Source organism: Pedobacter sp. HMWF019, from assembly GCF_003061025.1.
Classification (GTDB): domain Bacteria; phylum Bacteroidota; class Bacteroidia; order Sphingobacteriales; family Sphingobacteriaceae; genus Pedobacter.
This window is the reverse complement of sequence record NZ_QAIL01000478.1, coordinates 1-16,288: the sequence shown is the minus strand read 5'-3', so window position 1 is coordinate 16,288 and position 16,288 is coordinate 1. Positions and strand designations below refer to the sequence as shown.

Below are 16,288 nucleotides of genomic sequence, written 5' to 3'. Positions count from 1 at the left end.
TGTATGAGCAATGTAATATTATGACTTATAAATGGTTTATCTCAGAACCAAAAAAGACCCGCCAGAATTGACGGGTCTTTTTTGGTATCATGTTTTGTTAAACACCCAACAGCAAACGTGCAGGATCTTCTAACAATTGTTTAACTCTTACTAAAAATCCTACTGATTCACGGCCATCAATGATTCTGTGATCATAAGATAAAGCCAGGTACATCATCGGACGTACAACCACCTCACCTTTTTCAGCAATAGGTCGTTCAATAATATTGTGCATCCCTAGAATAGCGGACTGAGGAGAATTGATAATTGGAGTAGACATCATCGATCCAAATACACCACCATTGGTGATGGTGAAAGTTCCACCAGTCATTTCTTCAATAGACAACTTACTGTCACGGGCTTTAGTAGCCAGTTCAATTACAGTTTTCTCAATCTGGGCAAGGCTCATGCTCTCTGCATTACGGATAATAGGGACAACCAAACCTTTAGGCGCAGAAACTGCAATAGAAACATCAACAAAATCATTATATACAAGCTCTTCACCTTCAATCCTTGCATTTACAGCAGGAAAATCTTTTACAGCTTCACAAACCGCTTTGGTAAAGAAACTCATGAAACCAAGTCCTACACCAAATTTTTCTTTAAACTGATCTTTGTACTTACTACGCAAGTCCATGATCGGCTTCATGTTTACCTCATTAAAGGTAGTCAGCATAGCCGTCTCATTTTTAACCGCAACCAAACGTTTTGCTACTGTTTTACGAAGCGGAGTCATTTTCTGTCTGCGTTCATTTCTTGATCCCGCTACGGCAGCAACAACAGGTGCAGCACTTGCTGCAGGAGCAGCAGGTTTAGATGCTGTTTTTTGAGCACCTAGTGCATCTTCTTTTGTAATACGTCCATCTACTCCGGATCCTTTAACTGAAGCAGGGTCAACGCCTTTTTCTGCTAAAATCTTACCTGCAGCCGGAGAAGGCGTACCTGTCGCATAACTCTCTCCATTTTTTTCTGCAACAGGAGAAACCGATTTTTCCTCAATCACTACTTTCTCAGCAGCAGGCGCTTCTTCTTTTGCTTTAGGTGCCGCAGCCCCTCCATCTTCAATTTTGCAAACAACCGCACCAATTGGTAAGGTATCACCTTCATTGGCCACAGTTCTTAAAGTTCCCGCTTGTTCTGCAGTTAATTCAAAAGTTGCTTTATCTGATTCCAGTTCAGCAATAACTTCATCCATTTCAACTGCTTCACCATCATTCTTTACCCAACGGGATAAAACAACTTCAGTAATTGATTCACCTACCGGCGGAACTTTTATTTCTATACTCATAACTGATGTATTATAATTATCTAATCTACATTAAACACTTTATTCACAGATTTTTTAGCAATCTTCTTTTCCGTCTCCGTTACCGGAACCTCAAAAGCCTTAGCTAAAATGTAAGCCTGCTGATCTGCATGCTGTTTTGCAAAACCAGATGCCGTACTACTGCTTTCTTTTCTGGAAATCACTTCAATCTCACTAAAGATCGTCCTTCTCATTTTACGAAGCAGATAAGGCCATGCACCCATGTTCTCAGGTTCTTCCTGAACCCAAATAGCCTCGTTTGCATTTTTATATCCGTTATAAACAGCCTCCATTTGCGCCAATGGCAATGGGTACAACTGTTCCAGACGCACAATTGCTACATTTTTGATGTTATCCGTCTGTTGTTTCTCCAACAGCTCATAATAGATTTTACCACTGCAGAACAATACCCGTGTTACCTCTGCCGGTTTCACATTCACATCATCAATCACCTCATGGAACTTACCATTGGTAAACTCCTCCAGCTTAGAAACGCATAAAGGATGACGAAGCAAACTTTTCGGTGTAAATACCACCAAAGGTTTTCTGAAATCTCTTTTAAACTGTCTGCGCAACGCATGGAAGAAGTTTGCAGGCGTTGTACAATTCGTTACCTGCATATTATAATCCGCACACAACTCCATGAAACGCTCAATCCTTGCAGAAGAGTGCTCCGGACCTTGTCCTTCATAACCATGAGGCAGCAGCATCACCAAACCATTTTCTCTCTGCCATTTTGTTTCTGCACTGGCAATATATTGATCCACTACAATCTGAGCACCATTAAAGAAATCGCCAAACTGCGCTTCCCAGATGGTCAATGCATTTGGATTCGCCATGGCATAACCATATTCAAAACCCAAAACACCATATTCAGACAAGTGTGAGTTATAAATGTCAAATGGTGCCTGCTGATCAGAAACATTGGCTAACGGGATATACTCCTCTTCAGAATCTTCAAGTGTCAATACCGCATGACGGTGAGAAAATGTTCCACGCTCCACATCCTGGCCACTCAAACGAACCCGCTTACCTTCCGCCAATAGCGTACCGTAAGCCAGTTGTTCACCCATCGCCCAATCAAATACATGCGTAGTATTTGCCATTTTGCTTCGTTCATCAAATAACTTCTCAATTTTCTTAAAGAAGCGCTTATCAGAAGGCAGCGTACTTATTTTTTTCGCGATTTCCAGCAAAGTAGATTTCTTCACGGAAGTATTAGGTGAAGTTTCAAAATCCTTTTCAGTAGCAATACGCATATCTGCCCATGCACCTCCAAACTTTACATCCTGATAAGTAGACGTAATTTCTTTAGCCTCATTCAGTCTCTCCTGTAAAATTCCACGGAATTCTTTTTCCATTTCCTTTGCCAGACTTGCCTCCATTTTGCCTTCGCTGATCAGTTGTTTGATATAGATGTCACGCGGGTTGGCATGCTTTTCTATCGCTTTGTACAACAGTGGCTGTGTGAATTTAGGCTCATCAGACTCATTGTGCCCAAACCTGCGGTAGCATAAAATATCAATAAAAACATCGTTTCTATATCTCTGACGATATTCCATTGCCAGATTAATTGCGTAGACAAGTGCTTCAACGTCATCCCCATTCACATGGAAAACCGGTGAAAGCGTTACTTTTGCAATATCTGTACAATACGTACTGGTGCGGCCATCTTTATAGTTAGTGGTAAAACCAATCTGATTGTTGATCACCAGGTGGATGGTTCCTCCGGTTTTATAACCGTCTAAGCCTGCCATTTGGATCACTTCATAAACAATACCCTGACCGGCTACCGAAGCATCACCATGAATTAATATTGGTGCTATTCTGGCGTTATCACCAGCATATTTAAAATCAATTTTAGAACGGGTCATCCCTTCTACCACACCATTCACTGTTTCCAGGTGTGATGGGTTAGGGCAAAGACTTAAATGGACACTCTTTCCATCATTCGTCGTTACATCGGTTGAATAACCCAAATGGTATTTCACATCCCCTCCAAATGGAGAAGCAGCACTATAACCTTTACCCTCAAATTCAGCAAAAATATCCTTATAGGTTTTCTGCATGATATTGGCCAGCACATTGAGACGGCCACGGTGCGCCATACCAATTACAAACTCTTCAATACCGAGTTCAGAACCTTTTTCAATCACAGAGTCCAGCGCAGGAATCAAAGCCTCAGCACCTTCCAGTGAGAAACGCTTCTGCCCAAGGAATTTGGTTCCTAAAAAATTCTCAAAACTAACGGCCTCGTTTAATTTCTTTAAAATTCTTCTTTTCTCATCAATAGAGAAATTTGCCGTATTACGGGCACTCTCCATTTTATTCTCAATCCAGCTTAATACTTCAGGTGTCCGGACAAATTTATATTCCGCACCAATTGACCGGCAATAAGTTTGCTCGAGAAAAGCAACAATATCACTCAATTTAGCCGCACCGATACCAATTTCTACCCCCGAATTAAAAACCGTATCCAGGTCATCCTTACTTAAGCCAAAATTTTCCAGATCCAGAGTTGGCAAATGCTTGCGTCTTTCCCGGACAGGATTGGTTTTGGTAAACAAGTGGCCACGGTTTCTGTAACCATTGATGAGATTGAGTACGTTAACTTCTTTAAAGAAATGCTCCGGGGTCTCTGTTGTTACCGAGGCTCCTGCTGACCCTCTTCCGAAGTCAAAGCCTTCAAAAAATTTTTGCCATCCAAACTCTACAGCATCAGGATCTTCTTTATAAGCTTGATATAAGGAATCTATGTATTCGGCATTTTCGCCGCTGAGATAAGATAAATTATCCATCATTTATGAATTTACTATAAGTGTAGCAAAATTAGGATTTTACCTTATAAAACAGGCAAACTTCTTTATATTTCTTCCAGAAATTCGACCATATCACAAACATTTCTCAGCGGGACAAGATGGTCCTTTACCAGAATGTCAAATTCAGCGATTAAACTTCCTCCAACCAGTAGCGGAACGTTTAAATGATTCATCACTTTTTCAATGATTTTATTGAGATCCTTTCCAAGATTAAGTGAAGTCATTACAATAAAAGCATAGTCAGGTTTATAAGATTCCACAACTTTTTTAACATCAGCATATGGAATTTCAGAACCTAGATACAGGGTATCATGGCCACACTTTTTCAACAGGTATCTGGCAAAGAGCAAACCCGTTTCATGCATTTCAGCCTCAGGAAGAAAAAGCAGAAACCGTTTTGGCTCCTCTTTATGTGGTTTCTTTATTTTGTCAATACAAACAATGATCTGATCACGAATCAGGTTAGAGGCAAAATGTTCGTGAGAAGGGTCTATTGTTCCAGTCTGCCAAAGCATACCCACCCTTTTCATAAAGGGGAACAACACTTCGTCCATGGTTTTGATCAAACCCATCTCCTTTATACATCCAGCAAGGATATTGGAAAAGGCAACTTCATCATATTTAAGTGTAGCATCAGAAAGATTAAGCACCTGGACGACATCATTATTCCAGTCCCTTTTGAGTTGAGTAACCAGATCTGCGATCTGTTTTTTACTCATTCTTGCAATCTTACTGATCTTATAGCCATTTTCATTCAGCGCAACAATGTTCAGAAGCATCTTTAGATCTTCTTCATCATAATACCGGATATTCGTAGCAGTTCTCTTCGGCGGCACAAAATTATACCTGCTTTCCCATGCACGAATGGTATGAGCCTTGATACCAATCAGGCCCTCTATGTCACTTATTGAAAATTTTCTCACAATATATTTACAACAAATGTTAAACAACTTTGTCTAAAATGCAATTTTTGTTTAAGATTTATTGAAGTATCGGCCTTCAATGCATTTAAAGGCCAATTAAAATTTTAGAGTACCCCAGGAAGATCGGAAATTTGGACATTCAGCAATTTGAATTGTTTGTCCAGATCAAAAGTGTTTTTTTTAGAGCCTTGATCTTTACCACCCCCAGCCACAATAGCCCAGTTACACCAATTGCTGGCGGGAGAATAATCAATTAATCTTTCTTCAAAATAGGTGGCACCTCTTACCCAATTGATCTTCAGGACATGAATCAGAAAAGTAGCGGTAAGCAAACGGGCTGAATGCGAAATAAAACCAGTTTGATTCAGTTCTCCCATATACTTATCAATAAGCGGATTCCCTGTTTGACCTTTCATCCACTGCAACCATCTTCCCCTTTCCCCTTCTGTCAGCGGGGCCTGGTCAAATTCCAGCACGGTATCGTTAAAGAAATCCATTCCATGCTTTTTAAACATAAACCTGAAATAATCTCTCCATAAAAGGCCAAGTAAAACCTGGTTAAAGTTAGGATTCGAGCCATATTTATCTTCCGCATCTTTCACCAGCCAATACACCATACGGGGAGACAAACAGCCGAAAGACAACCATGCTGAAAGCTTGGAGGAAAACCCTTGTTTACCGGCACTCAGTTTCGCCGGCACTTTCTGATATACATCAGACCCTTCTTCCAGTAATTGTTTTAAATGCCTTAATCCTTCAGGTTCACCGCCGCAAATGGATGGGAATAGTTCTGTTTCATCTATAGACATCTCCTGCAGCAGTTCTTCCAGAGCAGGAACTTGTCCCCAGTCTTCTGCTTCTTCAAAAGAAATTACCTCAGGAGCCAGGAAACATGCTTTTACAATGGCATCGCGTTCTGTTTTCTTTTTAAACTGTGTAAAAGCATCAGGGATATCCTTAATCGGAAAAGGCAAATCTTCTTTATTGTATAAAGTATGCCCTATAAAGTGTCTCAGGTTAATTCTTAATTTCCATAAACGGTCTTCCACATAGGCTGATATCTTCGTCTCTTCAGGGCCGACCTCCCGGTGATGATATACCTCGGCAATATCATATTGTTCTACCAGTTCAGGCAACAGCTCTTCTGGCTTTCCTTTTAAAATTAAAATATTACCTCCAAGATTTTGAAAAGATACCCTTAAGGCCTGTACACTTTCAATTAGAAATTTTGTTCTTAACGCCCCGGATTTAAATGTACCCTGTGGAGTGGGTTCAAAATAACGCGGATCAAAAAAGTAAACAGGCAAAATACTATCCGACTTAGCAATGGCTTCTACGAGCATTTCATTATCATGCAACCGGAGATCATTCCTAAACCAAACTAATATTTTTTTGGATTTCATCAATACAGAACTAGATATGTTAGATAACTCACAAAAATATAGGATTTCGCTTCTTAAAACTAGCATCATACGTAATATTTACACTAACAAAACAAAAAGGGTTAAGCTTGTCGTAAAAAATAATGGGTTAAGCTTGTCGTAAAAAATCAATGTACTCTTCGGAGGCTACGCTTTCTGCGCAGTTGCTGCGCAGAAAGCTTCGAAAGCTGAGGCCTCCTCTGAGTACATTGATTTTTTCCAGGCGCTTACTGAGGACAATCCATGCATGGTGCATAAAATGTTAAAATAAAGTTTTATAGAAAAAATACGCTTAACTACTACTTCCATAAACTCCAACTGGAAGCAAACTTTACTAATCAACCCTGCCTGGCTCACCTCCCCTAAGCTTATATAAAAAATCAGTAAGCTTATTTTTCTAAAACTTATTTGGTTGATGAAAGGTTGTTACCTTTAGCTGCTCTAGAACGCTAAAATCAGACCGCGATGAAAAAGCACATCTTAATTACTGGAGCCACAGGAATGATTGGCAAAGAATTAATCAGAACACTGTTAAAAACCGGACACAGCGTTTCCATATTGTCCAGAAAGCCGGTAAAAACCAAAAAAATAAAAGTTTACCTCTGGGACGTATATAAACAAACAATAGACCAATCCTGTCTGGATGGAGTCGACACCATAGTACACCTTGCAGGAGAGAACATAGCCGACAAAAAATGGACTAAGGAACGAAAACAGCAAATCATAGACAGCCGGGTGCTGTCTACCGACCTTCTCTATAAAGCGATGAAAGAAACCCCAAATCAGGTAAAGGATTTCATCTCTGCCTCTGCCGTAGGCTATTATGGAGACTGTGGTGATGAAATACTCACCGAGCAAAGCGAAAAGGGCTACGGCTTTCTCGCAGAATGCTGTGCACAATGGGAAGCCGCAGTAGACAAAGGAAAATCCCTAAGCCTGAGAATTGTTAAACTCAGAACCGGATTTATCTTAAAAAAAGGCGCAGGAGGACTTGCATCCATGGACAAACCCATTCGCTTTTTTGTTGGCGCCCCGCTGGGCACAGGAAAACAATGGGTTCCCTGGATCCATATAAAAGATATGATCAGCATCTACCTGTTTGCCATTGAACACCCGATGATGATGGGTGCTTTCAATGCCTGTGCCCCTTATCCGGTAACCAATAAAACTCTTACAAAATCCATTGCAAAATCATTACACAGACCAGTCTGGCCTATTCATGTTCCCGAAGGAGTATTACAGTCCATTTTAGGAGAGATGAGTACTGTCGCACTGATCAGTAACAATACATCCGCTCAGAAACTACTTGATTATGGATTTACTTTTAACTTTACCCAGCTGGATGATGCACTAAACAACATTTACCACGCCTAGGGCCTTATGCAGCAATTCAACAAATAGAAGCTCATACCCATAAAGAATGATTACACAAGAAATATCCATTTGCTGGTTGCGCAGGGACCTACGTCTTGAAGACAACGCTGCATTATACTATGCCTTAAAAACCGGTCTGCCCGTTTTACCACTCTTCATTTTCGACACCCATATTTTAGACAAACTACAGGATAAAACAGATACAAGGGTATCCTTCATTCATCAAACTTTAAGCAAACTCTCTACGGAACTTCGTCAATTGGACTCCTCCATTCTGATCAAACATGGACAACCGGAGAAAATCTGGCCTGAGCTACTCCGTTCCTATAGAGTCAAATACGTCTTTGCCAATCATGATTATGAACCTTATGCTATAGAAAGAGACAACGCGCTTGCAGAATATCTAAGTTCAGAAGAGATCAGTTTCAAAACCTATAAAGATCAGGTCATCTTTGAAAAAGAGGAAATCATTAAAGACGATAAAAAACCCTATACCGTTTTCACGCCTTACTTTCGTCAGTGGTTCAAAAAATTGAACAATTTTTACTTGAAGGCTTATCCAACACACCGGTATTCTGGGAATTTCCTAAAAACAGACCCCCTGGCTCTTCCAACACTGGACGAACTTGGTTTTTCTCTTACTACAATTCCATTCCCACCAATAGATTTCAGTTCGAAATTGCAGGACTATGAGCAACGCAGGGATTTTCCGGCAGACGACGCCACCACCCATATTGGCCTCCATTTGCGTTTCGGAACCATCAGTATCCGCCATGCCGCATCGCAGGCCATAGCACATAAGGCAGACAAATGGCTTTCCGAGTTGGCCTGGAGAGAATTTTACATGATGATCCTCTGGCATTTTCCACATACGGTACATTCGGCATTTAAACCCGCCTATGATCAGATCCAATGGCGAAACAATGAAAAGGAGTTCGAAGCCTGGTGCCAGGGTGAAACCGGATACCCCATTGTAGACGCCGGGATGAAACAGCTCAATGAAACCGGCTATATGCACAATCGGGTCAGGATGGTTGTAGCCAGTTTTCTAACCAAACACCTCCTGATCGACTGGAGATGGGGAGAAGCTTATTTCGCAGAAAAACTGCTCGATTATGAAATGGCCAGTAATGTCGGCGGATGGCAGTGGGCTTGTGGATGCGGTAATGACGCAGCTCCATATTTCAGGGTATTTAATCCAGAACTGCAAGCCAAAAAATTTGACCCGGATCAGGCCTATATCTACCGTTGGGCACCAGCTTACAAAACAAAAAAGCATGTCCAACCTATTGTTGAACATGCTTTTGCCAGAGCACGCGTCCTTAAGATATTTAAAGATGCCCTGGATAAATCTTAATTAGTTGTTGGCTACATCTGTAACTTCAATATCAAAATCCAGAACTGCATTTCTTGGAATCGTTAAAAGACCTGTTGAGGAATTCACAGATCCCGCAGTTCCATAAGCCCAGCGGGAAGGTGTAATGATCCTTATTTTCCCTCCTTTTCGGATACGCGGGATGGTTCTGCCCCAAGCCTGGATCACACCAGTTAATACCGTTGAAAAAGTACCGTCTGTACTCGAGTCAAATGTTGTCCCATCCAGATATCTTCCTGTATATTTCGCGGTAATGGTTGTTCCCAGGTTAATAACGTCTGTTCCGGTACCAGGATCTGTAATTACATAATAGATTCCCACCGGATCTTTTACAGCACCCGTAATGCCTTTTGCCGCGATAAAATCAGTAATCTTTTTATCATCAAGGTCACTCTGTTTCTTATAAGGGAAAGTGGTCACTGTGACATCCAGAACTTCATTGGAAGGCACTCCTAAGGTAGAAGAACCATTATTCCCAAAACCAAGATAAGATGGCACCAAAAGTCTTAAGGTACCACCTGGAATAACTTTCAACAATGATCTTCGGATGCCCTCGATCGCAATTCCAGTAGAAGTGGTAGCGGTATAGATAGATACACTATTGGTATAACCAACCAATGTTCCGTAATTTCCATTTGCAGCATCCGCATAATATACCGTGCCACTCTGCATAGATTTCAGACTGATGTGGTACAATACAGAATCCGTACTTTTCAGCAGATCTCCTGAAGCAGGGTTTGTAACCGACGAATAGAACCCGGTAGAATCCTTAACCATTGTCAGATTATTTGATGATATGAATTGCTGTATCTTCGAATCATCCGTGTCCTGAATGGATTCGTATTCTTTTTTACAGGAACCGAATAAAACAACAAGGCCAGCCATGGCCAGTATATATGATGCTGATAGTCTTTTAAGCATTCTTAATTAGTTTGGGTTTTAGGATTAACTTCATTCAGGGTAATATTAAATTCTAAGATTGAATTGGCAGGAATCGGGCCAACGGGGCGGTTAATATAAGCCAGCGTAGATGGAATAAACAAATGTATTTCTCCACCTCCCTTAATAAGGGGAACACCAATTTGCCAGCCTTTAATTACATTAGCCAGTATAAACACACGTGGTGTCTGTACTCCAGTAGAATCAAAAGCCTGCTTCGTTCCCAATACACGCCCGGTATAAAACAAAGCCAGTGGCACATTTAAGGTAACAGGAGTCGTATCAACAGTACCTTCCCTGACAATTTTATAGAATACACCATCTTTCAGTTTTACATCAGTGATTTTATTGTCTTTCACATAATTCACAATCAATCCCGAATCAATTGTAAACTGCGCCTTCCTATCATAAGGAATATCTTTACTGCAGGAAGATAATATAATTGCACACGCAACCGCAACCAATAAAATCTTGTTTTTTAACATAATGCACAAAAATAGTCTTTTATTAGGGATAGAACAATTTTTAACCATTTTTAACAAATCAATACAAAAAAAAGGCGTCCCAATATATGGAGACGCCTGAATAATTCGAAACGGGAATAATTAATAACAATATTTATTGGCAGCAATCAATTCCTGCGCAACTTTCTGACGTAATTCTTTTACATTGAACGACTCCATTTTTGTAAACCTGCGCAATCCAACCATCATCATTCTCAATTCGTCACCTTCTGCAAAAGACCACAAAGCCTCTTTGCCCGCTTTTTGAACTGCATCTACTGCTTCCACAAAATAGATCCGCATCATATTCAGTTGTCCGACGCAGGCCTCCTCTCCTCTCAGGCTCACCAGTTTTTCTGTTCTCAGCATCGCTGATTCCGCTACATACACATAACTCGCCATGTCTGCAATATTCATCAGAATCTCTTGTTCTTTAGACAGGCTCATCATAAGTTTCTGTACTGCAGAACCAGCCACCATTAAGGTTGCTTTCTTCAGGTTCTTAATGATCTTTTTCTCTGCAGCAAATAAAGTCGTATCCTCCTCACCAAAGTCGGGGATAGACATCAATTCTCCGGCTACTGCAGTTGCAGGCGTCATCAAATCCAGCTCCCCTTTCATCGCGCGCTTCAGCATCATATCTACCGTCAGTAAACGGTTGATCTCATTGGTACCCTCAAAGATTCTGTTGATCCTGGCATCCCTGTAAGCTCTGTCCATAGGCGCCTCAGCAGAAAAACCCATGCCTCCATAAATCTGAACACCTTCATCTACTACATAATCCAGTGCCTCAGACCCCCATACCTTCAAAATAGCGCACTCTACCGCGAACTGTTCTGTTGATTTCAGTTTGGCTTTGCTGGCATCCATTCCACCAGCCACCAAAGCTTCATAAGCATCATCAATATTCTGACCTGCACGATAATTTGCAGATTCTACAGCATATACTTTAGTGGCCATTTCAGCAAGCTTATACCTTATCGCTCCGTATTTTGAAATCGGACGTTCAAACTGAACCCGTTCATTAGCGTAATTTACTGCAGTATCAATCACCGATTTGGAAGCTCCAATTGCCGCTGCGGCCAATTTAATACGGCCAATATTCAGAATATTTACAGCAATCTTAAACCCGTTCTGACGTTCAGATAACATATTCTCTACCGGTACCGGACAATCATTAAAGAACACCTGTCTGGTAGAAGAACCTTTGATCCCCATTTTGTGCTCTTCAGGATTCATAGTCACTCCGCCAAATTCCCGCTCTACAATAAAAGCAGTTAAATTCGCATCATCATCAATCTTCGCAAAGACAATAAATACATCAGCAAAACCACCATTGGTGATCCACATTTTCTGTCCGTTGATGATGTAATGTTTACCATCTGCGCTCAGCTTCGCTTTTGTCTTTCCGGAGTTCGCATCAGATCCTGAATTTGGCTCGGTTAAACAATAAGCCGCTTTCCATTCACCAGTTCCCAGTTTAGGGATATACTTCGCTTTCTGTTCTTCGTTTCCGTAATACAAAATCGGCAAAGTACCAATACCTGTATGTGCAGATAAAGCTACCGCAAAAGAATGTCCGGCACCAATCACATCTGCAACCAGCATAGACGTATTGAAGTTTTTACCGAAGCCTCCGTATTCCTCCGGAATAGAAACCCCAAGGATACCCAGTTCACCTGCTTTAGTCAGCAAAGAAGGCATCAAACCTTCCTCCAACTTGTCAATCCGATCCAGATTGGGGTAAACCTCTGCCGCCAGGAAATCACGGCAGGTCTGAGCAATCATTCGTTGTTCTTCATCAAATTCTTCAGGAATAAAAACCTCCTGATAAGTGGTGTCTTTAATTAGAAATTCGCCACCTTTTATCGTTTTTTTATCTGTAGTTTCCATAATACTTACCTCCTTGCGGATCGTTAAAAATGATCAGATCTGTTTTTTTATAATAATTCAAAAATACCTGCAGCACCTTGGCCACTGCCTACACACATGGTTACCATGCCATATTTCTTATTCCTTCTTTTCAGCTCGTTGAACAACTGTACAGACAATTTTGCACCCGTACAACCCAGCGGATGCCCTAAAGCAATAGCCCCACCATTCACGTTCAAAATATCGGTATTGATCCCCAGTTCCCTCACCACAGCCAGAGACTGTGATGCAAAAGCCTCATTCAGTTCAATCAGATCCAGTTCTTCCAGCTTCATACCCGCCTGTTTCAAGGCTTTTGGAATGGCATAAATTGGTCCTATTCCCATTATCCTCGGTGGCACTCCTGCAACACCATAACTCACCAGGCGTGCAATAGGAGCAACCCCCAGTTCTTTCAGCTTACTTTCCGAAACCACCAGTACAAATGCAGCACCATCAGAGGTCTGGGAAGAATTTCCTGCCGTGATACAGCCATCTGCAGCAAAAACAGGCTTCAATTTGGCCAGTTTTTCTATAGACGTATCTGCTCTTGGCCCCTCATCTGTATCAACTACATACTCCCTGCTTTGTTTTTTAAGATTGGCATCCAAGTAATTTTCATGCACCGTAATGGGTAAAACACCGTCTTTCAAGTGCCCATTTTTAATCGCTTCTACAGCTTTCTGGTGTGAATGATAAGAAAACTCATCCTGGTCTTCCCGGCTCACTTTATACTCTTTAGCTACTGCCTCTGCAGTTAAACCCATTCCCCAGTACCAATCCGGGTTGTTCTTTGCCACCTCAGGATTGGGCACTACTTTCCAGCCACCAAAAGGCATACCCGACATCACTTCTACTCCGCCGGCAACGATACAATCTGCCATACCACTTCTGATCTTAGCCACTGCTGTTGCAATAGTTTCCAGTCCTGATGCACAATACCTGTTTACGGTAACACCTGGTACCTTATCCGTATCCAGGCCCATCAGGGAAATCATTCTCCCCACGTTCAATCCTTGCTCCGCCTCCGGCGTGGCATTGCCTACAATCACATCATCAATTTGCTCTTTATCCAGGTTAGGCACCGAAGCCACCAGATGCCTTATTACCTCAGCAGCCAGATCATCTGCCCTTGTAAAACGAAATACACCGCGAGGGGCCTTGCCCACAGCTGTACGATATCCTGCTATAATATATGCTTCCTGCATGTCTATGTCTTTTTAATGGTCTTAATTAGTTTCTTAGCGGTTTTCCCTTAGTTACGATACTCTGTATCCGTTCCAAAGTTTTGCGTTCTCCACAAAGCGACAAGAACACTTCCCTTTCCAGGTCCAGCAGATACTGCTCTGTAACCTCTGTTGGTGAAGACAAATCCCCACCGCACATTACCCAGCCTAATTTCTCCGAGATTTTTTTATCGTGTTCGGAAATATAATGCCCGGAATACATTGTATTTGCACCCGCATATACAATCCCCAGGCCTTGTTTTCCCAAAACCTTAATGTCTTTCCGTCTTACGGGCTGCGTATAACCCGCCTCAGCCAATTCAATAGCCTTAGCTTTGGCATCAGCAATTAAACGGCTCCTGTTCATACTGATAGAATATTTACCTTTTTGCAAATAACCCAGTTCAAAAGCCTCTACTGCAGAAGTAGATACTTTCGCCATCCCAATGGTCAGAAAACGATCTTTCAATACATTTTGCACAATCTGATCTTCCCTATACTCATCAGAAGCACGCAGGGCAAACTCTTTTGTTCCGCCTCCGCCAGGGATCACACCCACTCCAAACTCTACCAGTCCCATATAAGTCTCTGCGTTGAGCTGCACATGATCTGCATGCAAACTGAATTCGCATCCACCGCCCAGTGTTAAATTATGCGGGGCCACTACCACAGGGATAGAAGAATAACGAATACGCATAGATGTATTCTGGAAAGTCCTGATCGCCAGGTTCAACTCTTCCCACTCTTGCTCTACAGCCATCATAAAGATCATTCCAACATTGGCCCCGGCAGAGAAATTTGCCCCATCGTTACCAATAACCAGTCCCCTATATTCCTTCTCAGCCAAATCAATTGCTTTATTAATCGCCTGCAAAGTATCTCCTCCAATGGTATTCATTTTTGAATGAAACTCCACATTCAGGATACCATCGCCCAGATCGATGATCGAAGCCCCGGAATTCTTCCATATGGTTTTGTTTGCACGCAAATTGTCCAGAATAATAAAAGCTTCAGCACCAGGCACAGCTTTATAAGATTTAGACGGAATATCATAATATTTCTTTATGCCATCCTCTACTTTATAGAAAGAATCATGTCCCGCAGCCAGCATTTCCTGTACCCAGGCCGCTGCCTGATGTCCATACGTTTTCATCCCCTCAAGTCCAGCTTGCACACCTACAGCATCCCAAATTTCAAAAGGCCCTAAATCCCATCCAAAACCAGCCCTCATGGCATCATCTATCCGGTATAATTCGTCAGAAATTTCAGGAATCCGGTCAGACACATATTCAAACAAACCAAAAGAAGAAGCTCTGAAGAGTTCTGCAGCCTTATCTTTGCCCGCGACAAAAACTTTCATGCGGTCCTTTACATTTTCAATCGGTTTGGTTAAATCTAATGTTGCAGATTTAACCTTTTGCTGAGGACGATATTCAAGTGTTTTAAGATCCAGCGCCAGGATCTCTGTTTTGCCCTCTGCATTTTTAGTTTTTTTATAAAAGCCCTGACCTGTTTTATCGCCCAGCCATTTATTGGAATCCATTTTCTCCACATAAGCAGGCAACTTAAATAAATCATGCGCCTTATCTTCAGGACAGTTGTCGTACAAGCCTTTTGCCACCTTAACCATAGTATCCAATCCAACCACATCGGTGGTCCGGAAAGTAGCCGATTTAGGTCTGCCCAGTGCGGGGCCGGTAAACTTATCCACTTCCTCTACCGTAAGGTCCATTTTCTCTACCAGGTGCAACAATGCCATAATGGAATAGACACCTACCCTATTGGCAATAAATGCGGGAGTATCTTTACAAAGCACCGTGGTTTTGCCAAGAAACTTATCCCCGTAATGCATCAGAAAATCCACTATCTCCGGTTTAGTCTGCGCTGTAGGAATGATTTCCAGTAAACGCAGGTATCTTGGCGGATTAAAGAAGTGGGAACCACAAAAATTAGCTTTAAAGTCATCAGACCTTCCTTCTGCCATTAAATGAATTGGAATACCAGAAGTATTTGAAGTCACCAGGGTGCCAGGCTTGCGGTGCTGCTCCACCTGATCAAAAACCTTTTTCTTAATATCAATATTTTCAACAACGACCTCTATAATCCAGTCGCAACCGGCTATCTTAGCCATATCATCTTCAAAATTACCCGTAGTAATCCTGCTCAAAACACTTTTAGAATAAACCGGAGAAGGATTCGTTTTAACTGCCGTTTGTAAAGCCGCATCCACGATACCATTCCGGGGTCCTTCCTTTGGTACAATATCCAACAACAATACCTCTACACCTATATTCGCAAAGTGACAGGCAATACGTGAACCCATGATACCTGAGCCCAAAACTGCTACCTTATTTATCTTTTTGTTTATCATCATCTGTAGTACTTGTATATGCTAAAGTTAGTTTATTCAATTTCTGCAGGGTAAGCAACAGATTGCTTTTCTCCTGTACAC

11 protein-coding genes are annotated in these 16,288 nt (G+C 41.7%); 2 read left to right on the top strand and 9 right to left on the bottom strand.

Going from position 1 to position 16,288, the window contains the following annotated elements; translation table 11 throughout:
* Window positions 1-97: 97 nt before the first annotated feature.
* From odhB to DBR11_RS24860, 4 genes are all read right to left on the bottom strand, one after another.
* A complete protein-coding gene (gene odhB / locus DBR11_RS24875; RefSeq protein WP_108555279.1) occupies window positions 98-1,327 on the bottom strand; it encodes a 2-oxoglutarate dehydrogenase complex dihydrolipoyllysine-residue succinyltransferase in 1,230 nt (409 codons plus the stop codon).
* A 20-nt stretch (window positions 1,328-1,347) separates the two neighbouring features.
* Window positions 1,348-4,143, bottom strand: a complete 2,796-nt coding sequence (locus tag DBR11_RS24870) for a 2-oxoglutarate dehydrogenase E1 component (RefSeq protein WP_108555282.1) — start codon at window positions 4,141-4,143, stop codon at window positions 1,348-1,350.
* Between the two features lie 65 nt (window positions 4,144-4,208).
* On the bottom strand, window positions 4,209-5,087 hold the full coding sequence (locus tag DBR11_RS24865) for a MerR family transcriptional regulator (RefSeq protein WP_199233953.1): 879 nt from the start codon (window positions 5,085-5,087) through the stop codon (window positions 4,209-4,211).
* Window positions 5,088-5,191: 104 nt separating this feature from the next.
* Complete coding sequence (locus DBR11_RS24860; RefSeq protein WP_108555277.1) at window positions 5,192-6,490, bottom strand: DASH family cryptochrome; 1,299 nt, start codon at window positions 6,488-6,490, stop codon at window positions 5,192-5,194.
* A gap of 483 nt (window positions 6,491-6,973) precedes the next feature.
* Between DBR11_RS24860 and DBR11_RS24855 the strand changes: the two genes are divergently transcribed.
* Both DBR11_RS24855 and DBR11_RS24850 read left to right on the top strand, forming a co-directional pair.
* Complete coding sequence (locus DBR11_RS24855; protein WP_108555276.1) at window positions 6,974-7,882, top strand: TIGR01777 family oxidoreductase; 909 nt, start codon at window positions 6,974-6,976, stop codon at window positions 7,880-7,882.
* 46 nt (window positions 7,883-7,928) lie between these two features.
* Window positions 7,929-9,239, top strand: a complete 1,311-nt coding sequence (locus DBR11_RS24850; protein ID WP_199233952.1) for a deoxyribodipyrimidine photo-lyase — start codon at window positions 7,929-7,931, stop codon at window positions 9,237-9,239.
* On the opposite strand, the gene DBR11_RS24845 is transcribed toward DBR11_RS24850, so the two are convergent.
* The 5 genes from DBR11_RS24845 to DBR11_RS24825 form a co-directional block, all read right to left on the bottom strand.
* Window positions 9,240-10,178, bottom strand: coding sequence for an FKBP-type peptidyl-prolyl cis-trans isomerase (locus tag DBR11_RS24845; protein WP_108555275.1), 939 nt, complete (start codon window positions 10,176-10,178; stop codon window positions 9,240-9,242).
* 2 nt (window positions 10,179-10,180) lie between these two features.
* Entirely contained in the window at window positions 10,181-10,681 is a 501-nt protein-coding gene (locus DBR11_RS24840) for an FKBP-type peptidyl-prolyl cis-trans isomerase (protein WP_108555274.1), read from the bottom strand.
* 120 nt (window positions 10,682-10,801) lie between these two features.
* Window positions 10,802-12,592 carry an acyl-CoA dehydrogenase family protein gene (locus DBR11_RS24835; RefSeq protein WP_108555273.1) on the bottom strand — a complete coding sequence of 597 codons (1,791 nt, stop codon included), beginning with the start codon at window positions 12,590-12,592 and terminating at the stop codon, window positions 10,802-10,804.
* A 47-nt stretch (window positions 12,593-12,639) separates the two neighbouring features.
* Window positions 12,640-13,818 (bottom strand): acetyl-CoA C-acyltransferase, encoded by a 1,179-nt coding sequence (locus tag DBR11_RS24830; RefSeq protein ID WP_108555272.1) that lies wholly within the window; start codon window positions 13,816-13,818, stop codon window positions 12,640-12,642.
* 25 nt (window positions 13,819-13,843) lie between these two features.
* Complete coding sequence (locus tag DBR11_RS24825) at window positions 13,844-16,207, bottom strand: 3-hydroxyacyl-CoA dehydrogenase/enoyl-CoA hydratase family protein (RefSeq protein ID WP_108555280.1); 2,364 nt, start codon at window positions 16,205-16,207, stop codon at window positions 13,844-13,846.
* Window positions 16,208-16,288: the final 81 nt, after the last annotated feature.